Source organism: Anaerotruncus massiliensis (ex Togo et al. 2026) (assembly GCF_030825285.1).
Taxonomy (GTDB): domain Bacteria; phylum Bacillota; class Clostridia; order Oscillospirales; family Ruminococcaceae; genus Anaerotruncus; species Anaerotruncus massiliensis.
On sequence record NZ_JAPJQF010000005.1, the window covers coordinates 70,498 to 93,818 of the forward strand.

Here is a 23,321-nt window from a genome sequence, read left to right on the forward strand (position 1 = left end):
TATTTGTCAAGTATTTATCAATGGTTTTTTGCCATTTTATATAATGTGTCCAACTTCCCCGCCATCTATTTAACAAATTACCCGATAACCGTTTTTTCCAGAGAAAGGAGGCCGTCCGGATTGGCCTACCGGGACTTGCAGGCATTCATCGCCGCGCTCGAAAAGCGCGGCGAACTCATGCGGATTTCCGCGCCCGTCTCCCCCATCCTGGAGATCACCGAAATCGCCGGCCGCGTCATGAAGCGGGGCGGCCCGGCCCTTCTCTTCGAGCGGGTCGAGGGCTCCGATTTCCCCCTGCTCATCAACGCGATGGGCTCCGACGCGCGCATGGCGCTCGCGCTGGGCGCCGAAAGCCTCGACGAAATCGGCGGCGACGTGGCCCGCTACCTCGATTTCGGCAACTACACCTCCCTCGGAAACCTCGTCCGCTTCGTCCCGCGTCTCCCGCGCCTTGCCGCCTGCTTTCCCCACCGGCGCCGCCTGCGCCTTGCCCGCCCGCCCTGCCAGCAGGTGATCGAGCGGGAACCCGACCTCTCGGCGCTGCCGGTGCTCCACTGCTGGCCGCAGGACGGCGGCCGCTTCTTCACCCTGCCGCTCGTCTTCACGAAGCTGCCGGGCGCGCGGACGCAGAACTGCGGCATGTACCGGATGCAGGTGCTCGATAAGACCTCCACCGCCATGCACTGGCACAAGCACAAGGACGGCTCTGCCATCTATGAGGCGTGGCGGGCGCGCGGCGGGAAAATGCCCGTCGCGGTCGCGCTCGGCTGCGGCCCCGAGATCACCTACGCCGCGACCGCGCCGCTGCCGCCCGGTCTCGACGAGATGCTGCTCGCGGGCTTCCTGCGCAGGCGGCCCGTCGCGCTGACAAAATGCGTCGCCAGCGACCTGTGGGTGCCGCGGGACGCGCAGTTCGTGCTCGAGGGATACGTCGACACCGAGGAGCCCCCCGTGTGGGAGGGCCCGTTCGGCGACCACACCGGCTACTACTCGCTGGCCGACTGGTACCCCCGCTTCCACGTCACCTGCGTCACCCGCCGCAGAAACCCCGTCTACCCGGCGACCGTCGTGGGCAGGCCCCCGATGGAGGACTGCTATCTGGCGAAGGCCACCGAACGTATCTTCCTGCCCGTGCTGAAGCTGCAGATGCCCCAGCTGTGCGACCTCTGCCTCCCCTTCGAGGGGGTGTTCCACAACTGCGCGGTCGTCTCGGTCAGAAACGACTTCCCCGGCGCGGCGCGCACCGTCATGAACGCGATGTGGGGGATGGGACAGATGCGCTACACCAAGCTGATCGTCGCGGTGGACGCGTCGGTCGACCCGCGGGACACCGGCGCGGTGCTCGCGGCGGTGCTCCAAAACGCCGATCCCGCGTCGGACTACCTTCTCTCGGACGGCCCGCTCGACGCGCTCGACCACTCGTCCGACCGCGCCCTCTACGGCGCGCGGCTGGGCGTCGACGCAACCGTGAAACCGGGCGTAACGCCCCGGACGGGGCGTTACGCCCTCCTGTCGGTCCAAAAGCGCGCGCCGGGCGACGGCCGGGAGGCCGCGCTGGCCGCGCTCGAGGCGGAGGGCGTCTCGTTCGCCGTGGCGCTCGACGACACGGTGGACCTCGCCGACCGCTCGGAGGTGCTCTGGCGGGTCTTCAACAACATCGACGCGGGGCGCGATCTCGTGGTGAAGAACGGGAAAATCGCGCTCGACGCGACGAAAAAGCTGCCGGGGGAGGGGCTCACCCGCCCCTGGCCGGACGACATCACGATGTCGCCGGAAATGGCCGCGCGGGTGGACGCGCGGTGGGAAGAATACGGATTCTGACGTGGAGGCGCCTTCGATATGGAACTCGCTCATAAACTGATTCGGAAGCTGCGCGCCTACGGGACGCTCGTGATGTTCAGCCACACGATCTTCTCCCTCTCGTTCGGCGCCGTCGCCTTCCTCGCCGCGTCGAACGGCAGGCCGCGCCTCTGGACGGCGGCGTGGGCCGCGCTCGCCTTCCTGTCGGCGCGCACGGGGGCCAACGCCCTCAACCGCGCGGTCGACGCGAGAATCGACGCGAAAAACCCCCGCACCGCCGGACGGCAGATCCCGCGCGGCGAAATCTCCGTGCGCGAGACGGTCGCGCTTTCAGCCGCCTGCTTCGCGCTGCTCGTCGTGAGCGCCGCGATGCTGAACCCCCTCTGCCTGGTCCTCTCCCCCCTCGCCCTCCTGATGATGGCCTTCTACTCCTACACCAAGCGGTTCACCTGGCTCTGCCACCTCTTTCTGGGCGCGACCTGCGGCATCGCGCCGGTCGGCGCGTGGCTCGCGGTGACGGGGCGGTTTTCCCTGCCGCCGCTGCTGCTCGGCGCGGCCAACTGCCTGTGGACCGCCGGCTTCGACGTCATTTACGGCTGCCAGGACTATGACTTCGACCGGCAAAACGGCCTTCATTCGATCCCCGTGCGGTTCGGCGTGGCGGGCGCGCTGCATATCAGCACCGCGTTTCATGCCGCGGCGCTCGTCTGCCTCGCGGCCTTCCTCCTGCTGGAGCCGCATATGGGACTCCTCTTCGGCGCGGGGCTGCTCGCCGCCGCCGCCCTCATGGCGGTGCAGCACACGATGGTCTCCCCCCGGCGGCTCGAGGGAGTCAACGTCGCCTCCTACAGCATGAGCCAGCTCACCAGCCTCGCGCTGCTGGTCTTCGGCATCCTCGACATCTACCTCTGAAAGGAGGGCTTCTATGGAAACCTACATCATCGGGATCACCGGCGCGAGCGGGAGCGCCTATGCGCTGCGCATCTCGGACGCCCTGCTGGAAAGCGGCGCGGCCCTGCGGGTCGTCGCCACCGATACCGGCCGCCGGGTGCTGGAATATGAGACGGGCGTCTCGCTCGAACACTGGGCCGGGGAACGCCCCAACGCCGTGCTCGAGGACAACGCCGACCTCTTCTCCCCGCTCGCGAGCGGCTCGCGGCGGTTCGCGGGGATGGTGGTCGCGCCCTGCTCGATGTCGACGCTCGGCAGGCTCGCGTGCGGCGTCACGACCGACCTGCTCACCCGGGCGGCGGACGTCATGCTCAAGCAGCGGCGGCCCCTCCTGCTGGTGCCGCGCGAAACGCCGCTCACCTCGATCCACCTGCAGAACATGCTGACGCTCAGTCAGTGCGGCGCGACGATCCTGCCCGCGATGCCCGCGTTTTACCACCGCCCCCGGACGGTCGACGACCTTGTCTCCTTCGTGGCAGGCCGGGCGCTCGACTGCCTGGGCGTTGAAAACCATCTATATCAGCGTTGGAGGGAAGAACCATGAAAAAAACCATTTTGAAGCGCGCCGCGGCTCTGCTGCTCGCGGCGCTCGCCGCGGCGGGGCTCGCCGCGTGCGGCAGACAGCCCGAGCCCGACACGCTGCGCATCGGCGTCATGTATTCGTCCGACATCATCCCGCTGGCGGTCATGAAGGACCAGAAGCTCGATGAAAAGCAGGGCGTCGTCCTCGACATGCAGGTCTTCTCCTCCGCCAAGGACCGCGACGCGGCGCTGCAGGCGGGCGAGCTCGACGGGGTGTTCACCGATTTCATCGGCGTGTGCATCTACCAGAACGCCGGGCTCGACGTGAAGATCACCGGCATGACCGACGGCGACTACCTGCTGCTCGCCGGTCCGGATTCCGGCGTCACGACGCTCGCGGACGCCGCCGGGAAATCGATCGCGATTTCGGAAAACACGCTGATCGAATACGCGCTTGACTACATCCTAACGCAGGAGGGGTACGGCGCGGACTACCTCAAAAAGGAGGTCGTCCCCCGCATCCCCGACCGCCTTGAGATGCTGCGCAACGGCGAGGTCGACCTCTGCCTGCTGCCCGAGCCGTTCGCGACCCTCGCCCTCACCGACGGCGCCGTCGAGCTCGGCAGCGCCAACACGGCGGGGCTCTATCCCGCCGTCTCCGCCTTCACCCAGTCGGCGATCGACGGGAAGGCCGGCGCGATCAGAAAGTACTACGCCGCCTACGACGAGGCGGTCGACTACGTGAACAACACCCCCCTCTCGGAATACGAGCCGGTCGTGATCGCGGGCGCGGGCTTCCCAGAGGAGCTCGCGGGCAGAATCGAGCTGCCCGTCTTCCGCAAAAACGCGCTGCCCGACGCCGCCGTCCTCTCCGACGCGGTCGCCTGGGCCTCGGGCAAGGGGCTCTGCCCCGCTTCCCTCACCCCAGCCGACCTGCTCGGCGACCTCGGATAAGCGCGATGCTGGAAGTTGAAAACCTCACGGCGCGCTACCCGCGCGCGAGCCGCCCGGTCATCGACGGGCTCTCCTTCTCCCTCGGGGAAGGGGGGCTGCTTGCACTGCTCGGGCCGTCCGGCTGCGGCAAGACGACGCTACTGAACCTGCTGGCCGGCGTGCTCCCGCCCGCGGGCGGGAGCGTCCGCTTCTGCGGCGCACCCCTCTCCCCGCGTGATACCGCCATCGGCCTCATCCCCCAGAGCTACGGCCTGCTCCCCTGGAAGACGGTGCGGGAGAACTGCCTTTTCTGCGCGCGGCTGCGCGGCGCGTCCGGCGAAAGGGAGCTTGACGCCCTCTGCGCGCGGCTGGGCATCGGCGGCCTGCTCGACCGCTACCCGCGCGAATTAAGCGGCGGGCAGGCGCAGCGGGCGGCGCTGGCGCGCGCGCTGCTCATGAAGCCGCGCCTGCTGCTGATGGACGAACCCTTCGCCGCGCTCGACGCGGCGGCGGCCGACCGCGCCAGACGGCTCTGTTTCGAGCTCTGGCGGGATTCGGGCGCAACGGCGGTCGTGGTGACCCACCGCCCGGAGGAGGCGCTCTACCTCGCGGGCCAGATCGCCGTCATGGGAAAGGGCGGGCGCTTTACCCGCCTCCTGGAGAACCCCTGGCAGGGCCTGCCCGAGCCGGGCGGCCCCGATTTCGAGGCGTTCTCCCACGAGCTGCGGCGGGAAATCCTGCTCGCCGCCGGAGAGGAGGCCGCGTCATGAAAAAGACGGGCGCCTTCCTGCTCGGCTTCGTGACGGTCAACCTGCTCTGGCTGGCCGCCGCCGCGCTGCTCGACACCCGCGCGCTGCCCGGCCCCGCGGAGGTGTACGCCCACTTTGGGGACGTGCTCGCCGCGGGCGTCTTCCGCCACATCGGCGCGAGCCTCTGGCGGGTGTTCGCGGGGCTTTTCCTCGCGCTCGCGGTCGGGGTGCCGGTCGGCCTGCTGATGGCCGCCTCCCCCCGTTGGAACGCCCTGCTCCACCCGATCGTCTACTTCTCCTACCCCGTCCCCAAGACCGCCCTGCTGCCCGTCGCGATGCTCCTTTTCGGCCTGCGGGACGGCTCGAAGATCCTCATCATCCTGCTGACCGTCCTCTTCCAGGTGATCGTCGCCACGCGGGACGCGGCCCGGGCCGTCGACCCCGGCCTCTACCAGGTGGCCGTCAGCGCAGGGGCCTCGCGCGGCCGCCTGCTCGGACAGATCACGCTTCCCGCCGTGCTGCCCGAGCTCTTCACCAGCCTGCGCATCGGCGTGGGCACCGCGCTGGCCGTCCTCTTCATCGTCGAGGCGTACGGCACCCGCGCGGGGATCGGCTACTACATCCTCGACGCATGGAGCCGCATCGACTACCTCGAAATGTACGGCGGCATCGTCGTGATCTCGGTGGTGGGCGCGGCGCTCTTTCTGGCCGTCGACCTGCTCGCGCGGCGGCTCTGCCGCTGGAAGGAGCCGTCCTGACCGGGCTCTACCGGGGATTCCACCAGCCGTTTACCCCGGTCGACCGTCATTCGCGTGCCAAACCCGACGGCTTCTGGTATCATGAACACAATTACCAAAGGAGGGGCGCGGATGGATTATAACCATATGGGGGACCTCATCAGCAGCGTTCGGAAATCGAAAAACATGACGCAGAAGGAGCTCGCCGACCTGCTGCATGTGACGGACAAGGCGGTGTCCAAATGGGAGCGCGGAATCTCCTGCCCCGACATCGGCACCCTTCCCGCGCTCGCGGACATCCTCGGGATCTCGACCGACGAGCTGCTGCGCTGCCGCGGGCAGGCTCCCGCTGAAAACCGCGGCGCGCCCACGGGGCGGGAGCTCCGCCGGACGGCCCTGCCGGTCCTCCGGGCGGTCGGACTCGCGATGGGCGTCGCCACACTGGTGCTTTCCGTGCTCGGGAAGCTGGACGGCCGGACGGCGGCCACCCTGCTGTCCATCGGCGTCACCTGCATCGGGATCGTGCAGCTGTCGGAGTAATGTTATACAGTTGGTAATATATTCTATCATTTATCCCATAAAAAGGGACGCAGCGGCAAGCCGCTGCGTCCCTTTTTTGGGGATATGAGGAGGTCAAAAGAAATCAGGTGAAGAGGTCGTTGAGCGCCTCGCTCATCGTCGGGTGGGTGAAGACTTGCCTGCCGAGCACGGTATAGTCGGCGTCGAGGTCCATCGCGAGCTTGACGATGTTGATCATCTCGTAGCTCTCCTCGCAGAAGAGCATCGCGCCCAGGATCTTGTTGGTGTCCGCGTCCACGACCGCCTTGAGCAGGCCGACGGGGTGCTTCAGTACCTGCGCCTTGGGGATGGCGGCGGCCGGCAGGGTGAGGACCTTCACATTGCGGCCCGCCTCGCGCGCCTCCCTTTCGTTGAGGCCGACGCGGGAGAAGGAGGGGTCGATGAAGACGCTGTAGGGGACGTTTTTACGCCTGGCGGCGTCATAATCGCCGCCCGAAAGCTGCGACCAGACGATCCGGAAATCGTCGAGGGAGACGTAGGTGAACTGCAAGCCGCCCACAACGTCCCCCATCGCCCAGATGTTCGGGGCGGTGGTGCGCAGCTTTTCGTCCACCTTGACCGCGCCGCGCGGAGTCAGCTCGACTCCCGCCTCGGCCGCGTTGAGGCCGTCGGTGTTGGGGCGGCGGCCGGTCGCGACGAGCACCGCGTCCGCCGCGAGCGTCTCTTCCGCGCCCTCCCGCGCGAAGGTAACCTCCGCGTGGTCGCCCGCGTCCGCGACCTTTTTGACCGCCGCGCCGATCTGGAAGGCAACGCCCTTTGCTTCGAGCGCCTTTTTGATTTCGGCGGCGATATCCGCGTCCTCGCGGGGCAGGAACACGGGCGCGCCCTCGAACACCGTGACCTGCGAGCCGAAGCCCGCGTAGATCGAGGCGAACTCGAGCCCGATGTAGCCTCCGCCGATGATTGCCAGCCGGCGGGGGAGCTTTTCAAGGTCCATGAGCCCCTCGCTCAGGTAGACGAACGGGTTCTCCCGGAGCCCCTCGATGGGCGGGACGACGGGGGTGGAGCCGGTGTTGATGAAGATCTGCTTCCCCTCGAGGACGAGCGTCTCCCCCCGGTCGGACACGACCCGCACCTGCGTCGGCGAAAGGAAGCTGCCCATGCCGTTGAAGACGGTGACGTTGGGGTTGCCGTCGAGCTTGTCAAAGTTCTTTTTGCGCAGCATGGCGGTCAGGCGGCGTTTCTCCTCGATGGCGGCGGCGTAGAACGCCTGCTTCTTCTCAAAGTCCGCGTTTCGGTGCCCGTGGGAGATGCCCGAACTGCGCACCAGCGATTTGGAGGGGATGCACCCCACGTTGATGCAGGTGCCCCCATACATCCTGTCGGATTTTTCGATCATTGCGACGGTTTTTCCGCTCGCGCCGAGTTTGCCCGCGAGGGTTTTGCCCCCCTTGCCGAAACCGATTACGATTGCGTCATACTGCTTCACAAAAATGCCTTCTTTCTCAGCTCGTGTGTGGTCCGAATATCTTCCGGTCGATGTCCGCGATGGTGATCTCCCCCAGCCTGCGGCGGCAGAGCTCGTCGAGGTCGGAATAGATGTCGTCCATGATGTCCCCCATGCCGGAGGCCACCAGGCAGGCCTTCTCCCGGTCGCCCGGCTTCCAGCAGGCGGATACCAGCCGGACGTCGACCGCCTCGTCGATGCGGCGGAGGGTGACCTCCGCGGGAGCCTTGATGAAATGGTATCCCCCGTCGACCCCCTCCTTGGTGGCGACGAGGCCCGCCTTCTTCAGCTTGGCCATCACCTTGCGCACCCGCGCCGGGTTGGTGCAGATGTTTTCGGCGAGCGCCTCGCTCGAGACGGTTTCCCCCTTGTGGTTGAGATAGACCAGCGCGTGCACCGCGATGGCGAATTCACTTGTCATCTGTGTTTCCTCCTTATTGCATCCACTAACTGTAATTGTACATCATACAGTTAGCGGAATCAAGAGGCAATCTGCCGCAGCCGCCGCAGAAGCCCTCCCAGCAGGACGAGATGCACCGCCAGAAGCGCGCCGTGCAAAAGCACGGTCCTTCCGGGGGCGAGCGCGCAGGCCAGCCCGCTCTGCTGGCGGGCGAGGACGGCAAGCTGGGAGGCGCCGTAGGCTGCGGAGACGGCCATGCAGAGAAGGGGCGGCGCGCGGTTGCCGCCCAGCTTCACCAGCGCGCCCGCGGCGAGCAGGACCGCGAGGGCCGCCGCCACGCCCGCGAAGGAGAGCAGGGTGCTCAGGACGAAGTGGGTCATGCGTCCGCCTCCTCCGAAAGCGTCCGCAGGCCGTCGTCGACCATCCGGCGGAACTCCTCCGCCGTGCGCCCGCCGTAGAGCGATCCGCCGACGACGTTGCCCGCGCTGTCGAGCAGGAAGCTCTCGGGCACGGTGCCGAGGTCCTTCAGCTTGATCGCGATCAGGTCGTCGGAGGGCAGCAGCTGCAAAAACTCCGCGCCCGTCATCTCCTGGATCTGCTGGATGATCTCGACCTCTCCTTCGCTGATCGAGCCGTCCTCCGCCTGCGCGCTCGCGGCGATCCCGATAATGTTCAGGTCCGCGCGGTCATATTCCGTGTAGAGCTGCTGGAGCGCGGCCATATCCGCCACGCAGGAGTCGCAGAAGGTGCTCCACACGCTCACGAGCGTGAGACGGCTGCCCGCCAGCACCTCCTCGGTGACGACGTTGCCGTCGAGGTCCTTCGCCGCCCAGTGGGTGAAGTCGGTGGCCAGGCTCTCCCCCGACATCTTGAGCGGGTAGGGCAGGTCGGCGCGGCAGCCGGGGATCGCCTTCACCGGCAGCTCCCCGCCCGGCGGCTGGAGCGCGGGGTCCTCGGAGGAGGTCTCCCGCGGCGCGGAGGCCGCCTCGGCCTGTTCCGTGCTCCGCACGGGACCGGACGGCTCCGGGAGGGCGGGAGCCTCCGGAGCGGGAGCCGCGCAGGCGGCGAGCAGCGCGGCCATCGCCGCCGCGCCGAGCAGGGTCATCAGTGGGTTCTTCACATCGGTTCCTCCTTATATGATACAGCTTGCCGCCCGGCCCTGAAAAAAGAGCGCCAGCAGGAGCAGAAGCGCCGCCGCGGCCAGCAGGATTTGCAGCCGTTCGCCCCGGGTCATTCGCCGGTCACCGTGCCGTACGGCCAATCCACGATTCCCCCGAAGTCATAGACGTTGGTATAGCCGAGCGCGACCAGCTTTTCGGCAGCCTGCCGACTGCGCACCCCCGTGCGGCAGTGGACGAGGATCTCCGCGTCGAGGTCGGGCAGCAGCGCGGGCTGCTCGTCTCCGATCGACTCATTCGGGACGTTGATCGAGCCTTCGATCCGCTCCGCCGCGTGCTCCTCCGGCGTGCGGACGTCGACGATGACCGCGTCGGGATTGGCGTCGAGCCGCTCCTTGGCCTCCTCAGCGGTGATCTTGTGGTATTCCGCCGCCGGGGCCGCGCCGTCCGCGCTCTCCCCGGCGTCCGTTGCGGAGGCCGGTGCCTGCGGGGCGGACGGGACCTCCCCGCTCTCCCGCGCGCACGCCGTGAGCGCCGCCGCCATGAGTGCCGCGCCCAGCAGGGCCATGATGTGCTTCGCCTTCATAAGGTTCCTCCGTTCCTAACTGTAAATTTTGTTGTATCAGTTTTTACTGTAATTATATCTGTTACAGATAGTCTTGTCAACCCCCGCGGAAAAAATATTTTCCCGGAAACGCGGACCGGGCGCGGGCGGTCAACGGCCGCCCGCGCCCGGGGGGGGTGCTTCAAGAATCTTCATGAGCGCGGCGATCTCCCCCAGCCTCTGCGGGATGGCGATCCCCTGCGGGCAGTGGGAGACGCACCTGCCGCAGCCGACGCAGCGGCCGGCGCGCCGCTCCTCCGGCAGCGCGTCGTAAATCGCGCGGATTGCCTTCGCGTTCTCCCGCAGCGCCCTGCCGTCCGAAGGGTCGAGCCCAACCTCGGCGGCGCAGCGGTTGTAAGCCGCGAAGACGCCGGGGATGTCGACGCCCGACGGGCAGTCCATGCAGTAACGGCAGCCGGTGCAGGGGATGGTCCCGAGGGCGAAGTAGGCCCGCCGCGCCCGGTCGAGCGTCTCCCGCTCGGAGTCGGAGAGGGGCTCGAAGGGGGACATCGTTTCGACGTTGTCCCGCACCTGCTCAAGGGTCGACATGCCGCTCAGGACGGTCAGCACATTGGGCAGCGACGCGGCGAAGCGGATGGCCCACGACGCGGTGCTCGCGCCGGGGCGCGCCGCGCGGAGGATCTCCACCGCCTCCGGGCAGAGGGAGACGAGGTTGCCGCCCCGCACCGGCTCCATAACGATGCAGGGCAGGCCGTTTTCCTCGAGGATGCGGTACTGCTGCGCGGCGTCGAGCAGCTCCCAGTCGAGGTAGTTGAGCTGGATCTGCACGAAGTCCCATCCGCCGCGCGCGATGAGCTCCCGCAAAACCTCCGGCGTCCCGTGGAAGGAGAATCCGAGGCGGCGGATGACCCCCGCCGCCTTCTGCGCCCGCAGGTGGTCGAGCAGGCCGGTCTTCTCGTAGACGTCGGTAAATTCCTGAACCGATTTCCCCACCGAATGGCAGAGGTAGAAGTCAAAATAATCGGTGCGGCACCGTTCGAGCTGGTCGGCGAAAATCCGCTTGCCCTCGTCCAGGCTGTGGACGAGCCAGGTCGGCATCTTGCTCGCGAGGTGGTAGCTCTCGCGCGGGTATTCCGCCAGCGCCCGGCCGAGGAACGGCTCGGAATCGCCGTCGTGGTAGCGGTAGGCGGTGTCGAAATAGTTGACCCCGTGGGTATAGGCGCAGTCGATCAGCTCGCGCGCCCTCTCGAAGTCGATCTCCTGCGTGTCGGGGGAAACGCGCGGCAGGCGCATCGCCCCGAAGCCCAGCAGGGAGACTCGGTCGTCCGTTCCGCGGTATGCGCGTGTCTCCATATGGCGGCCCCTTTCCTGAGGTGATTTTTCCCGTAAGCGGCATGAACGGGCGGCCCCGAAAGCCCGCCCGGCATCCCGGAAACAGCTGTCCATGAAAGTATAGCACACCGGGGCCGCGGATACAATCCTTCCCCGCCGCGCGGGCGGAAAGGGGCGCCCCGCATGGGGCGCCCCTTTCCGCAACAATGTTTAATCCGGCTTCCTGCGGATGGAAACGGCTGACGCTATGGCCGCGGCCGAAAGCCCCAGCAGCGCGAGCGCGAGTGCCGGCGCGGAACCGTCGCCCGTATTGGGCAGCTTCATCAGCGGGACGGGCAGGTCCCTGATGATCGTCGGGTCGGCCGGGGCCACGATGTGGATGTCCGGACCCTCGTCCGAGCCGCCGTCCCCGCCGCCTCCGCCCGGCGACTTCGACAGCACCGCCAGCGCCACGTCGCATTCCGCCAAGCTTCCGTATTTGTCCGTCAGCACGATCCGGTAGACCCCCGCGTCGCTTTTCTGCGCGTTCGGGATCGTGTAGACGTTGCCCGCGTAGTTCTCCCCCTCGAAGAGCACCTCCGACAGGGTGTCCGCGTCGAGCACCTTATACCACGCGAAGCGGTAGGGCAGCACCCCGTCCTTCGCGCTCACCGTCAATTCCGCCGTCTCCCCGACGTAGACGCTCACATCCGCGCCCCATACCTCCGGGCCCGGCAGCGTCATCACCTTGAACTGCGTGCTCGCGGACGGGCGCTCCGGCGTCGCCGTATCCACCTCTTCGCTCACGCTCACGATATCCGAGAGGTCCCTGTCCGTCTCCTCCCCGCCGATCTCCCCGGCGGCCAGCGCCGTCAGCGAAACCGTCAGGGCAAGCGCCGCGGCCGCGAGCAGGGCGGCTCCCCTTCCCAGTCCTTTCAATGCGGTCCCTCCCCTCCTCAGTTCTGGATGATCAGCTGCATCTCCGCTCCCGCGGTCCCCACCAGCTCCTGTGTGTCGGCGGTATAGGCGTAGAAGGTCGCCGTTGCCGGATAGGTCCCCTTTGCAAGCGCCCGGTCGAGCTTCGCCTCCTGAATGTGGTAGTTCGGCTCCAGCGCGCCGGAGGTGTACACCTTCTCCCCCGTGTCGTTGAGGGTGATCTCCACCACCATCAGATAGTGGTTGGCGGGGGAGTTCTCGATGCAGAGGTTTCCGGGGGAGCTCCCGTCCGGGAACTCCGGCTGGGTGTTGATCGAGATGTTGAACATCCCCTCCTCAACGATGCGGTTGAGCTCCTCGACGATCTGCTCCTCCGTCTTGCCCTCGAGCTGGCCGAGCTGCGCGTCGGCGGCCCGCGTGAGGCCCGCCGGCTGTTCCTGCGGGCGCAGCAGCAGCCAGGCGATCACGCCGACCAGGATGAGGATGACAACCGGAAAAACCCATTTGACGGCTCCGCCGTTCTTTTTCGTCTTTTCTTCCATAACGCGCTCCTATGTTCTTTTGTCGTGCCTGTACCGGGGAAAACGCCGCGCCGCGCGGCGCTTTCCCCGGCACAGGGGTTCCCTGTGCCGGAAAATGCAAAGCTGCCCTAAGGGTTATTCGGAAAGTGCGATCGTGTAGGTAACCTTGAACGCCTCAGTCGTGGTTTCGGCGTCGCCGTTTTGCGGAGCGGCCTTCGCCTCCATCGGGAGTTCGAGCGCAACACCCTCGACACGCTGCGCATCGGTAGGAGCCGCCATCGTCCAAGCATCCAGACCGGATTCCAAGCCCGAAGTGGTCGTGGACAGATCGATGCCGTTGATCTTCATGCTGACTTTCTTGGCGATCTCAGCCCCTTCGCTGCCGGCCGCGACCAAGGTCCAGGTGTTTCCAACCTGTTCTGCCTGAATCTTCTTGACGGTGACCTTCTTGTCGAACGAGTGGTTCAGCATTTTGTACGCGGTCTGGGACGGAACAGCCGTCGTGCCGTCCTTGGCGACCGCAAAGGTGACGGTCAGCGGAACGGTAACGCTCACCTGATAAGTCGGGACCGTCGCGCTCTTGTCGACGATGCTGAAGGTGGTCGCGCCGGTGTTCGTGTCTTCCGTAAACGCGGCCTGCTCGCCGACGCTGGTTCCAAGGGAACCGTCGCTGTCCACCCGCTGCGCCGCGAACGCGGTCACGCCGAGTGAGAGAATCATTGCCACTGCCAGGATCGTTGCTAATACCTTTTTCATTGTTTTGACCTCCTGTTTTTCTTGTTTTGTGGGGTTACGTTGAAATGTATGTAAAGTCATAACCTCCTTTTCCACAGGCTGCGCGCGGCTTACGACTCCACCGTCAGGAGCACTTCCGCCGCCGCCTGCCCGACTTCCGACTGGTCCTCCGGGTCGTGCGCCGTAAAGATCGCAGTCGCCTTATAGGAACCCTTCGGCAGCGCCTTGGACAGCGTGATATTCTCGATGTACTGCCCCGGCCTGATGCCTCCGGATTGATATACCGATTCGCCCGTATCGTCCAGCACGATCTGCACGGTCATGTTGTAGTGGTTGGCGGAGATGTTGTCGATATAGGCCTGCCCCTCCGCCGTCCCGTTCGGGAAGCTGATCTGGGTGTTGATCGAGATGTTGAACATCCCCTCCTCGACAATGCGGTTGAGCTCCTCGATGATCTGCTCCTCCGTCATGCCCGGGAGGATTCCCGTCGTGGCGTTCGGGTCGAAGAAATCCGCCATGCCGCTTCCGCCGCGTCCAAAAAAGAACCATGCCGCCGCGCCGATCACCACGAGCGCGGCCACAATTCCCACGGCCAGCCCGCGCCTGGATTTTTTCGGCGGGGCCGCCACAGCCGCGCCCCGCTCCGGTACCTCATTCATGGGATATCACCTCTTTCACACTTTTTATTGCAGCACACCCATTTGGGGCTCCCCGGCGATCGACGCCTTAAAGGTAATCTGGTAGCTGTAGTTGGCAGGTCTGCCGTTTTCGCCCTGCCCGCTGGGCATCTGATTGCTGAGGAAATCGAAGGTGCACTTCTGGTTCCACGGGATCTCCGCGAAGTCTTGGAAGACCACAATGACCAGCCCCCTCGATTCCGCACTGCTCGAATCGCCGGTTTTAAATGCAATGGGAGCCGTCTGTGGAGAAACGTCAATCGGGCGGATCGCCAGATCGTAGTCGGTCCCTTCCCCGATTTTCGGCGCGTCGATCTGCCGCATCGCATCACCACTGTCCGCGGCCAACCGCGTCAACATCGGTTTTACCTGCGTATTGACCGGGAACGCGGAGCGGTTCTCCACATACATCCTGTCCGCGCTCGGCTGTGCGAGCGTGCCGTCCTTCGCCACGCAGACGGTGATCGAAAGCGGCACCGTCACGTCGAGGCGGGCGGTTTTCGTCTCAAAAGGCACCTCCATGTTCGCAGCCGTCGGGACGTCCAGCCCCAGCATGGAGGCCCCCCCGGACGACAAGCCGGTCAGCGGCGTTTCGCCGATTTTGCACTCCTTGATCAGCAGTTTTTTGGTCTGGGCCGCGTTGAGGGCGTTGGCGTTTTTCAGCGTGACCGTCCAGGAGGCGGACCCGTTGGCGGGCACCTGCATCCCGGAAAGCACCGTGGAGGGAGCCAGCTCCGTACCGTCCACCTTGAAGTTGAACTTGTACATCGCGTCGTCCGCCGTCCAGAGCTTAAAGTTCTCGTCGATCTCCCGCTCCGTCGCGAACCCGATCGTGGGCGTGTCCATGCCCAGTAAAATTCCCATTCCCTCCGAGAGCCCCACGCCGGTGGAGGTGACCGTTTTTTCCACACCGTAGCCGTTATAAACCGTGAGGGCGCCCGTATCGCTGTTCGGCGTGTTATCCGAAGTACCGGTCGATTTCGCCGTCAGAGTGCTCGCTTCGTAAAGCGACAGGACAAACTCTTCGCTCTTCGCCGTGACGCCGTTTGCGTCGGTCGCGGTCAGATAGTATTTCCCCGCGCGGGTTCCGGCCTCGGGCCGGAAGGTGAAGCTCACAGTCGAGGTGCTTTCGTTGTTCGAGCGCACCACCGCCCGGAAGGACATCTCCTCCGGCATATCGTCGCGGGAGGAGGCCTCCATTTCGACTCCGTTTTTATCGTACAGCTTGACATCCGCAGCCGAGCTTGTGGAGACGTCAGCCGTAAAGGTCACCTTGTTCCCCACCCGCACGAACATGTCGTCCGGCGTGGTGGTGAAGTGGAAGGGCAGACCCAGCTCGAGCGTGTTTTGCTCGGTCGCGGATTTGACCAGTGCGAACTCCTCCGTGATTCCCTTCGCAAGGGAGAAGCGCGCCGCATCGTTGGCCACGTCGTTATAGGACGCGGCTCCCTCCGCGAACACGGCCACATCCCTGCCCGCTTCGTAAACGCCATCCGGCGGTGTGGTTCTATCCATGTCGACAGAGATCTTCGCACCGCTTTCGAGCGCGGAATCAACGTTGATGACCTTCGCGGTCTTTCTGTCGGCGCCCGCCGTCAGGTAGACCGTCTGGTCCGCGCCGAGCGTGGGCGCGTTCGCGCCGAGCCGGAAGGTGCCGTTCTGCCAGACGCCCGCGCCGTTTGCCGCACGGTTCCCGGTGATCGTGCCGCCGTCCATCCGGAAGGTGCCGCTGTTGGCCACAGCGCCGCCGTCACCGCTGTTGGCGTTATTTTGCAGGCGCGCGCCGTTGTCCGTCGTGAGCAGTCCGTCCGCCGCGACGACAATCAGAGGCGCTTTCGCCGTTACCCCGTCCGCGACGACCTCCTGTTTTCCGCTCGTGACGGCTTTTGCATGGCCGTCCAACGTGATCCCGTCGAGCGTCAGGCTTCCGGTCACGTTGAAGAGCGCGTTTTGGTTGTCGGCCACGCCAAATCCGGTGAGACCGGAGATGTTGTCCGGTTGGGCATAGCGCTTGACGAGCACCGCGCCCGCGACGTCGGCGCTGCCGCCCTCGCCGCTGTAGTGTGTCGTCACCGCGCCGGTTTCGCCAGTCTCGGCGGCGATCCGCGCGCTGCTCACATCGACGGTCTCCACCACATAGAGGGTGCCGCCTTTCAGGCTTGCGAGCTTGTCAAATGCGGTTTTCAGCGTCCTGACGGCGGCTGCCGGCGTATTGCCGTCTTTGCCGTCGCCGCCGCTTGCGCCGTTGATGTAGACCGCGTTTTTCGCCTGCAGTTCGAGGATACTGTTATCTACGACCTTCCGGCCGAGCGTGTAGAGCGCGGCGATCTCGTCCGCGAGGGTGTAATCCGCGAGCCGTTTGGAGACGTCGGCGTCCACAATTGGAGCCGGATACTTGACCACGTTGCGGCCGTTTTCCGCGCCGTCCATGTTGACCAGCAGCGCGTTCGCGGGCGCGAAGTCACCCATTACCTCGATGATCTTCTTGTCTGTTTTGCCCATTATTTTGCCGACCGTCAGATAGATTTCTCCCGCGATCGACGGGCCGCCGCTCACAAGGAAGCTGCCGTTTTGATAGACCGCCGCACCCTTGGCCGCCCCGGTGTTGGCGATTGCGCCGCCAGTCATCTGGAAATTCCCGGCATTAAAGACCGCGCCGCCAAAGACGGACTCGCTGATATTGTTGTTGTTTTGGAGCTCCGTGCCCTCCCTAACGATCAGGACGCCGCTCGCCGTGACTCCGATCAGCGGGGATTGCGCCTCCACCGCCGGGGCCGTGGTTTTGGGGCTGCCGGTGTTGAGCGCCGCGCTGTGGCCGTCGATTGTCACGCCCGAGACGACGAATCCCCCGTCGGTCACGGTAAAGAGCATGCCGGTATGGCTCCGCTTCGCCTTTTCGCTGGTAAAACCGGTTGAGGGCGGATTCGTCGGCACGGAGTAGCGCCGGATCACCACCGGCCCGCCGGTCGCAACCGTCCCGTCGCCGCCAGTATACTGCCGGTCAGCCAGCGTGACGCTGCCTGTGACAGAGACGTTGTCCACGACGTAGATGACGCCGCCCTGCTCCGTAAGCAGTTCATAGGCGCGCTTGAGCGTCTGGACCGCCGTATCGGGAGTCGTGCCGTCACGACCGTCGCTTCCGTCCACTCCGTCGATGTAGACGATGCCCTTTTCCTGCAATTCGAGGATATAAGGACGATCCGCACGGCGCTCAAGCTTATACTGCATCAGGATTTCCGGCGCAAGGGTGTACTTTGCCTTCATTTCATCGGTCTGATCATCTGCACCGACTATTACCGGTCGACCGTTATAGGCATCTTCCAGATTGATCGTAAGCTCCGGGCCTGTCTCATCATAGACAAATGCAGTAATGACCCGGCTGGTTTCCTCACTTCCCCGGCCTGTCAGGTAGATATCCCCTTCGACCTTTTCCACCACATAAGTAATAATTATTTGACCGTTCTGGTAGATCGCGCCGCCCTTCGCCGCCTGCGTGTTGACAATCATGCCGCCCTCCATCGAGAGTGCGCCGGAGGCGATGTTCACCGCGCCGCCATTGCCGGTCGTCGTGTTGTTTGCGAGCGTCGTGCCCGCGCCCATCGTGACGATTCCGCCGTTCACCTTGATGATCGAGCCGTCCGCGGTGAAGCCCTGATCCGCGTCGTGACGGCCCAGGATCGTAATCCCGCCAAGGGTCAGCGTGCCGCCCGTCACCTCGATCATGTCGCCGCGATAGGGCGCATAGCTGTACTTGCCCGCCACGGCAAAGCCCGAATAGCGCCGCAGGGACTGGTCCGCCCCAAGGCTCCAATTTTCGTCTGCGGAAACCGTGAGCTTCCCGCAGATGTAGATGTTGCCCGGGTCGCTGCCCAGCGCCGCTTTCGCCGCCGCGAAGGACTTATATGCGAGATCGGGCGTGCTGCCGTCGTTCTGATCGCTGCCCTTCACGCCGTCCACAAAGATGATCTTTTTGAGGACGATATTTTTGGCCTTGTTTCCCGTGCCGCGGTCGAGCACCGCGCCCTCGTAATCGGTCGCAAAGTAGCGCAGGTTTGGGGCCGCGCTCTCGAGCGTACCCTCGGGGATCACCACACTGTCGCCGACCCTGAAGCCGTTTGCGGAAGCCACGGCCGGCGTCGCCAGCTCCACGTTGTACCGGCGGCCCGCCTGCCGGATCGTCCGGGACAGCTTGATCGGGTACGCGTTGCTGCTCAGGTAGACGCCGTCCGCGAGATCCGCGCCGCCGCCCTCAAGGATGAAGTTCGGGGACGCGACATAGACGCCCCTGCCCACGCCGGCCGCGTTCGAAAGGATGTTTCCGGACACCCGCCCGCCTTTGAAGGTGGTGGTGGCGCTCCCAGAACAATAGCAGCCTGCGCCTTGACCAGCGGTATTTCCGGTGATCTCGCCGCCCGTGATCACGGCGGCTCCCCCGATGTTGTAAAGTCCGCCGCCGTTATTTTTCGCTGTATTTCCGCTAATTGTTCCGCCGCTCATCGTAAAGGTGCCGGCCTCAAGATAGACACCTGCTCCGTTAGACGCCGTGTTCCCACTGATCGTCCCGCCGCTCATTGTAAAACTGCCAATATTGAGATAAACGCCATTGCTGTTCGTGTTTTCATCAATCATTCCGCCGCTCATCGTAAAAGTGCCACGATTGATATAGACACCTTCGCTTCCCATGTTTCCACGAATTTTCCCATCGGTCATGATTAATTCGATATAATCACTGGCATAGATGCCGCCGCCCCTGACAGTTCCCGTGTTACCGCTGATCTCCCCACCATTCATCGTGAATCTGCCGTGGCGGGAATAGTCGGCATAGCCATAGATACCGCCGCCATACTGTGATGTGTTCCCGCTGATTTTCCCACCATTCATTGTAAAATTTCCGGAATAGCCGATGCTGACACCGCCTCCATGACCTGCGTTGTTTCCGCTGATCTCCCCGTCATTCATTATAATATTACCGTAGCTTACATAAACTCCACCCTTGTTGCGGCTAATCTTTCCGCCATCCATCTGGAAAAATCCTGAACAACCAACACCGTAGCCGTTATTCCCGTCGACCGTTCCTCCGCTCATTTTAAAGCTGCCGGAACCGGAGACAGAGACACCCGAATAATTTTCGTTAATTGTTCCGCCAGACATCGTAAAACTTCCAGAAGAGACATAGACACCACTAGAGGCACCACTAGAATTCTCGGAAATACGTCCTTCCGAAATCACTGTACCCGTGCTGTCCTTCTCCTCCTCCAGCGTAAAAGCGCCGCTATCCAAATACACCCCATGGCTGGCGTTGCTGGTGATTCCTCCCCCAGACTGGACGACATCCGTCGCGGTGGAAATCTTCAGCCCGTAATAGTTGTTGGAAATCTCGCCGCCGGTCATCGAGAAGTGGGAGCCGCTGCCCGATACGTTGACACCCGCGCTGCCGCTGAAGGTCCCATTGTTTTGGAGCAGTGCGCCGTCCGCGATCGTGAACGTGCCGCCCGACTGGCTGACGAGATAGCTGGTTTCGCTGCCCGCCGCCGCATCGCCGTCAATTGTGATATTTTGCAGCGTCAGCGTGCCGCCCGTCATGCCGACCATGGTACCCGTAAAGCCGCGCATCCGGCGCAAAACGGGCGTGCGGCCGCCAACCATGATCGGACTTCCGCTGTCCGTCGTCATGGCCCAAATCCCGTTATTTTCACTTGTCGTCACGTTCACCGTCCCGCAGACGAGGATATTGGCCTCTCCGCCTTCGGGGATATCGGCAATGGTCTGCAAGAGCTCCTTCGCGTGCGCAAAGGTCTTCGCCGGCTTCTTTGGGCTCCAGCCATAGCCGTCCCCGTCGCTGCCGGTCCCGGAAATATAGACGTTCCAGCCCGCCGCGACAATGTCCGACGGAGACGACCCGTCCGCCGGATCCGCCATGAGGCGCATCGTCTTTGCCGGCGCGGCCGCCAGTATGAATTGAATGCCCCCCTCGTTCAGATACTGGGCCGCGGGGAGGCCTTGATCTTTGCCGTTTACAACAATTTCCCCAAGATAGTATTCGGAAATCGTTAGCTCAATGGCGCTGACCGCGGCAAGTCCTGTTGGCGGCGTGCGCTGGGACAATGCAGCTGTCAGTGTAATTGGGGTTACATTGTGGCTCGTGGTGCCGTCGTCCCATAACATCACGCCGTCGTTGACGTCAATCTCGCCGCCAATTTCAAATTTTGCAGCATTGACGGAATAAATATTGTTCGACCCGGAATCCTTCGCCGTATTTCCGCGGAGATGCCCGCCGGTCATGGAAAAGTTCGCGCCGGAAGCGATATACACGCCGCCGCCCGTTCCGTATGGAGCCGTATTCCCGCGAATGATTCCTTCTTCCGAAAGTTTGAAGGTCGCACCTGACGACACATAGACACCGCCGCCGCCATAACCGTTGGAGCTGGAACCTGAGCTGTTCCCGGTGATTGTGCCTCCGGACATATCGAACACCGCGCCAGAACTGAGCCACACGCCGCCGCCATAGTTGCGGGTATTTTTAAAGCCGGAGATCGTGCCGCCGTCCATGTCGAATACCGCGTTTGCCGCGCTGAGACGCACGCCGCTTGTATAAATCGCATTGGACGATCCGTTGCTGATTTCGCCGCCATGCAACTCGAAGCGCGCGCCGCTCCCGGAAAGGACCACCGCGTTATATGCCTCGTTATTGGTGATCTGCCCACCGTTCATCGTAAACGTGCCGCTCGCGCCAACCACGACGGCCGCCGTGCCGCTGGTGCTATTTGTCCTCCCATTCCCCGTGACAAGCGCGCCATTTCCCATCGTGAGCGACCCGCCCGATACCCGCACCGCGCTGAGATAAGCGCCCTGAAGGGTCGCGTTCTCCCCAAGCGTCAGGCTCCCACCCGTCACCCGAAACAGATCCATTGTGGGTTGCCGGCCGGTGGACGTATTTTGCAGACCGTCCACGACGATGTTGGAGAGCGTCACACTGCCGCCCGATATCTGAACAAGATAGACCGGCTTGAAGTTCTTATTGGTGAACCGGCGGATGTCGGCCGTCCAGCCGGACTTGACCGCGTTGACTTCGCTCAAGTCCCAGGTTCCCTCGTTCGAGTTCACCGTCACCTCGCCGCAGAGGAAGATATGCGGGACAAAGCTTGTATTTTCTTTTTGCTCTTGCGCAAGCGTCAGGAGCTTCGCTTTCGCCTCGGCAAAGGTCTTGACCGCCTGCGCGGGAGAGCGGCCGGTGTTGCCGTCGTTCCCATTTACGCCGTCAAGATATATTCCGATTTCAAGCAGAATCAGGTCGTTTTTATAGCCGCCGATCGTAAATTTATCGGTGTTGTTTTTCAGGACAAAGTTCTTTTCATAGCCCGACGCATCCATGAGCGAGCCGGTGGGAGTCACCACGCTGACGCCGGAGGCGTGGCTCGAGCTGACGGTTACATCAAACGTCTTGCTATCTGTGGGCGCGCCCGACAGATTGATTGCATAGGACGAGGACGGCAGGTTGATCCGCCCGTTTACCGTCGCCGCAGCGCCGTTGAGCGTGAAATCGGGCGAATAGACATTGATCGCGGTTCCCGTCTCCGGATCTTTCGCAGAAACCGTGCCACCGTTCAAATTGAACGCCCCTCCTGTGGAAGAAGTCCCCGCTAAATTGTAGCCGACGCCACAGGAGCTCCCACCGATGACCGTGCCGCCGTTCATATTGAAGGTACCCATTGTGATCACCACTGCCGTTTTACCCGAAGTACCCGCAGAAACCGTCCCATCATTCAGAGTAAATCTTGAGGTGTCCTCGACAACCCTAACCGCATCCCAGTTGCTTATGACGGTTCCGCTATTCATTTCAAAATTTCCGTAAGTGGAAAGCCGGACACCGCACGACGTCCCAAAAATAGTCGCATCTTGGAGGGTCAGCGTCCCTCCGTTTATATAAACACCGGTAGAATTGGGAGTGGATGTAGGGAATGTTGCCGTTCCGGATATGGACACAACGCCAGCATTATATATCGCATAATCACAATATTCAAACTCCCCGCCGGACATCTCAAAGGCCGCGCCTTTCTCCAAGTTAACGCCTTTACTTCCGCCCCGGATGGTGCCGCCATCCATCACCGATTTCCCGCCGAGAAGGGCAACCGCGTTCCCGGTGCTGATATTTACATGAAGAATTGTCCCAGCATTTATGGTGAGTGCGGCAGTATTTCTGGTCGGCTGTGTCTCCACCTGAACGATCTTACCGCCGTTAATCGTGATGTCTGAAAGGGTAAGCGCGCCACCGCTCGATACGCTACACATCCGAAAAATCAGAGTACTGTTCGACCACGGCCTTTGAAAAACCATCTGCTTCCCGGAGAGACCAATCCTCTTTACCGGTAATTTTGACCGTGCTCCCGCAGATATAGATGACCCCGTTGCCCTTTAATTCCGTGAGCAGCAGCTCTTTTGCGCGCGCAAAGGTCGCGACCGGCGTATTTGCCGTCGCACCGTCGTTGTTGTCGTCGCCTGTCCCCGAGAGGTAGATCGCCGTGTAGGTGACGATCGGGTAGGCCTGCATGATCCGTTCGTTGCCCGTTCCGGGCTTGACGCGCAGCGCCCACTGCGGGTCCTTGGCCTCATTGACGCTGCCGTCCAGCGCCAGGTATCCTCCCAGATTGTCCGCCGTGATCGTCTCCGGAGCGGAAGCCGCGTCAAACGCGCTGGTAAACGGATCGACGTTTGGGGCGAATTTGATCGTATAGGGGGCGGTGGGTTCCTGTGTAAAGATGATTCCGGGGGCGGTGGGGCGCTGCTCGAAATAGACCGGTCCGTCCATCGAGAGCCCGGCGCCGGCGGTCAGCGTGCCGTCCGCGAGCGTCACGACGGAATCCGCAGCGGAGCCGCCGCTCTCTGTCGTGTTGGACAGCGTCAGATTTGTAAGCGACAGATTGACTCCCTTGTCAATGTAAAAGTACGGGCCGGAAGGATACTTGTTCCAGCGTTTGACCGTCGCATTTTTTCCGTCGAAGATGAAGGTCGGAGCATTGCCTTCCTTATGATAGGTATCGCTGCACATGCTCATGCAGACAATCGTTCCGCCCTCTTTAACAAGCCACAGCGCCTGTTCCAGCGTCTTTACCGACGCCAGCGCACTGTTCCCGGCCGCGTCGTCGTTTCCTCCGGGGATTGTTTGATCCACGTCCTGGAACGCCGGGTCGGGGTTCCAGTAAACGGTCTCAAGGCTGCTCTCTGCCGCAGTCGCCGCCGGGGCGGAAAAGGCCGCCGCGCGCAGCAGGTTTTCGCCGCGGAACGCCCTGACGGTGTACACCCCGTCCGCGCTCGCGGGCACGGCGGTGCTCGCCTCCGTCAC

19 protein-coding genes are annotated in these 23,321 nt (G+C 63.6%); 7 read left to right on the plus strand and 12 right to left on the minus strand.

Features of this window, described 5'->3' with window-relative positions:
- Window positions 1-120: 120 nt before the first annotated feature.
- The 7 genes from RCI06_RS03490 (at window position 121) to RCI06_RS03520 (ending at window position 6,232) form a co-directional block, all read left to right on the plus strand.
- The gene (locus RCI06_RS03490) at window positions 121-1,821 is read left to right on the plus strand and encodes a menaquinone biosynthesis decarboxylase (RefSeq protein WP_306574290.1); all 1,701 of its coding nucleotides are present in this window, start codon (window positions 121-123) and stop codon (window positions 1,819-1,821) included.
- 18 nt (window positions 1,822-1,839) lie between these two features.
- Complete coding sequence (locus RCI06_RS03495) at window positions 1,840-2,712, plus strand: 4-hydroxybenzoate octaprenyltransferase (RefSeq protein WP_276870781.1); 873 nt, start codon at window positions 1,840-1,842, stop codon at window positions 2,710-2,712.
- A gap of 13 nt (window positions 2,713-2,725) precedes the next feature.
- Window positions 2,726-3,295 (plus strand): UbiX family flavin prenyltransferase, encoded by a 570-nt coding sequence (locus RCI06_RS03500; RefSeq protein WP_306574292.1) that lies wholly within the window; start codon window positions 2,726-2,728, stop codon window positions 3,293-3,295.
- A complete protein-coding gene (locus tag RCI06_RS03505) occupies window positions 3,292-4,227 on the plus strand; it encodes an ABC transporter substrate-binding protein (RefSeq protein WP_306574295.1) in 936 nt (311 codons plus the stop codon). The genes RCI06_RS03500 and RCI06_RS03505 overlap by 4 nt, the downstream gene beginning before the upstream one ends.
- Before the next feature lie 5 nt (window positions 4,228-4,232).
- Window positions 4,233-4,976, plus strand: coding sequence for an ATP-binding cassette domain-containing protein (locus RCI06_RS03510; protein ID WP_276870787.1), 744 nt, complete (start codon window positions 4,233-4,235; stop codon window positions 4,974-4,976).
- Window positions 4,973-5,713: an ABC transporter permease gene (locus RCI06_RS03515; protein WP_276870788.1), complete on the plus strand. Its 741-nt coding sequence runs from the start codon at window positions 4,973-4,975 to the stop codon at window positions 5,711-5,713. Before RCI06_RS03510 ends, RCI06_RS03515 begins: the two co-directional genes overlap by 4 nt.
- 111 nt (window positions 5,714-5,824) lie before the next feature.
- Window positions 5,825-6,232 (plus strand): helix-turn-helix domain-containing protein, encoded by a 408-nt coding sequence (locus tag RCI06_RS03520; protein ID WP_306574297.1) that lies wholly within the window; start codon window positions 5,825-5,827, stop codon window positions 6,230-6,232.
- Between the two features lie 103 nt (window positions 6,233-6,335).
- On the opposite strand, the gene RCI06_RS03525 is transcribed toward RCI06_RS03520, so the two are convergent.
- The 12 genes from RCI06_RS03525 to RCI06_RS03580 all read right to left on the minus strand — a co-directional run.
- Window positions 6,336-7,700: an FAD-dependent oxidoreductase gene (locus tag RCI06_RS03525; RefSeq protein ID WP_306574299.1), complete on the minus strand. Its 1,365-nt coding sequence runs from the start codon at window positions 7,698-7,700 to the stop codon at window positions 6,336-6,338.
- A gap of 16 nt (window positions 7,701-7,716) precedes the next feature.
- On the minus strand, window positions 7,717-8,139 hold the full coding sequence (locus RCI06_RS03530) for an Rrf2 family transcriptional regulator (RefSeq protein ID WP_101552011.1): 423 nt from the start codon (window positions 8,137-8,139) through the stop codon (window positions 7,717-7,719).
- Between the two features lie 59 nt (window positions 8,140-8,198).
- Window positions 8,199-8,498 carry a hypothetical protein gene (locus RCI06_RS03535; protein WP_101552013.1) on the minus strand — a complete coding sequence of 100 codons (300 nt, stop codon included), beginning with the start codon at window positions 8,496-8,498 and terminating at the stop codon, window positions 8,199-8,201.
- On the minus strand, window positions 8,495-9,238 hold the full coding sequence (locus tag RCI06_RS03540) for a TlpA disulfide reductase family protein (RefSeq protein WP_306574303.1): 744 nt from the start codon (window positions 9,236-9,238) through the stop codon (window positions 8,495-8,497). Before RCI06_RS03540 ends, RCI06_RS03535 begins: the two co-directional genes overlap by 4 nt.
- Window positions 9,239-9,348: 110 nt before the next feature.
- Window positions 9,349-9,822 (minus strand): rhodanese-like domain-containing protein, encoded by a 474-nt coding sequence (locus tag RCI06_RS03545; protein WP_306574306.1) that lies wholly within the window; start codon window positions 9,820-9,822, stop codon window positions 9,349-9,351.
- 129 nt (window positions 9,823-9,951) lie between these two features.
- Window positions 9,952-11,154 carry an aldo/keto reductase gene (locus tag RCI06_RS03550; protein WP_306574309.1) on the minus strand — a complete coding sequence of 401 codons (1,203 nt, stop codon included), beginning with the start codon at window positions 11,152-11,154 and terminating at the stop codon, window positions 9,952-9,954.
- Between the two features lie 189 nt (window positions 11,155-11,343).
- Window positions 11,344-12,051, minus strand: a complete 708-nt coding sequence (locus tag RCI06_RS03555) for an immunoglobulin domain-containing protein (protein WP_306574311.1) — start codon at window positions 12,049-12,051, stop codon at window positions 11,344-11,346.
- A gap of 17 nt (window positions 12,052-12,068) precedes the next feature.
- Window positions 12,069-12,590 (minus strand): hypothetical protein, encoded by a 522-nt coding sequence (locus RCI06_RS03560; protein ID WP_306574313.1) that lies wholly within the window; start codon window positions 12,588-12,590, stop codon window positions 12,069-12,071.
- Window positions 12,591-12,704: 114 nt separating this feature from the next.
- Complete coding sequence (locus RCI06_RS03565) at window positions 12,705-13,325, minus strand: hypothetical protein (RefSeq protein ID WP_306574316.1); 621 nt, start codon at window positions 13,323-13,325, stop codon at window positions 12,705-12,707.
- A gap of 89 nt (window positions 13,326-13,414) precedes the next feature.
- The gene (locus RCI06_RS03570; protein WP_121587477.1) at window positions 13,415-13,963 is read right to left on the minus strand and encodes a hypothetical protein; all 549 of its coding nucleotides are present in this window, start codon (window positions 13,961-13,963) and stop codon (window positions 13,415-13,417) included.
- A gap of 24 nt (window positions 13,964-13,987) precedes the next feature.
- Window positions 13,988-21,691, minus strand: coding sequence for a hypothetical protein (locus RCI06_RS03575; protein ID WP_306574319.1), 7,704 nt, complete (start codon window positions 21,689-21,691; stop codon window positions 13,988-13,990).
- Window positions 21,692-22,262: 571 nt separating this feature from the next.
- Window positions 22,263-23,321, minus strand: a 1,059-nt coding sequence (locus RCI06_RS03580) for a hypothetical protein (protein WP_306574321.1), incomplete at its 5' end; no start/stop codon positions are given.

Excerpts from the sequence above, each read along its gene's own strand:
- RCI06_RS03495 (WP_276870781.1), top strand. The coding sequence starts at position 1,840 with ATGGAACTCGCTCATAAACTGATTCGGAAGCTGCGCGCCTACGGGACG.
- RCI06_RS03500 (WP_306574292.1), top strand. The coding sequence starts at position 2,726 with ATGGAAACCTACATCATCGGGATCACCGGCGCGAGCGGGAGCGCCTAT.
- RCI06_RS03505 (WP_306574295.1), top strand. The coding sequence starts at position 3,292 with ATGAAAAAAACCATTTTGAAGCGCGCCGCGGCTCTGCTGCTCGCGGCG.
- RCI06_RS03510 (WP_276870787.1), top strand. The coding sequence starts at position 4,233 with ATGCTGGAAGTTGAAAACCTCACGGCGCGCTACCCGCGCGCGAGCCGC.
- RCI06_RS03515 (WP_276870788.1), top strand. The coding sequence starts at position 4,973 with ATGAAAAAGACGGGCGCCTTCCTGCTCGGCTTCGTGACGGTCAACCTG.
- RCI06_RS03520 (WP_306574297.1), top strand. The coding sequence starts at position 5,825 with ATGGATTATAACCATATGGGGGACCTCATCAGCAGCGTTCGGAAATCG.
- RCI06_RS03530 (WP_101552011.1), bottom strand. The coding sequence starts at position 8,139 with ATGACAAGTGAATTCGCCATCGCGGTGCACGCGCTGGTCTATCTCAAC.
- RCI06_RS03535 (WP_101552013.1), bottom strand. The coding sequence starts at position 8,498 with ATGACCCACTTCGTCCTGAGCACCCTGCTCTCCTTCGCGGGCGTGGCG.
- RCI06_RS03545 (WP_306574306.1), bottom strand. The coding sequence starts at position 9,822 with ATGAAGGCGAAGCACATCATGGCCCTGCTGGGCGCGGCACTCATGGCG.
- RCI06_RS03550 (WP_306574309.1), bottom strand. The coding sequence starts at position 11,154 with ATGGAGACACGCGCATACCGCGGAACGGACGACCGAGTCTCCCTGCTG.
- RCI06_RS03560 (WP_306574313.1), bottom strand. The coding sequence starts at position 12,590 with ATGGAAGAAAAGACGAAAAAGAACGGCGGAGCCGTCAAATGGGTTTTT.
- RCI06_RS03565 (WP_306574316.1), bottom strand. The coding sequence starts at position 13,325 with ATGAAAAAGGTATTAGCAACGATCCTGGCAGTGGCAATGATTCTCTCA.
- RCI06_RS03570 (WP_121587477.1), bottom strand. The coding sequence starts at position 13,963 with ATGAATGAGGTACCGGAGCGGGGCGCGGCTGTGGCGGCCCCGCCGAAA.
- RCI06_RS03575 (WP_306574319.1), bottom strand. The coding sequence starts at position 21,691 with ATGGGTACCTTCAATATGAACGGCGGCACGGTCATCGGTGGGAGCTCC.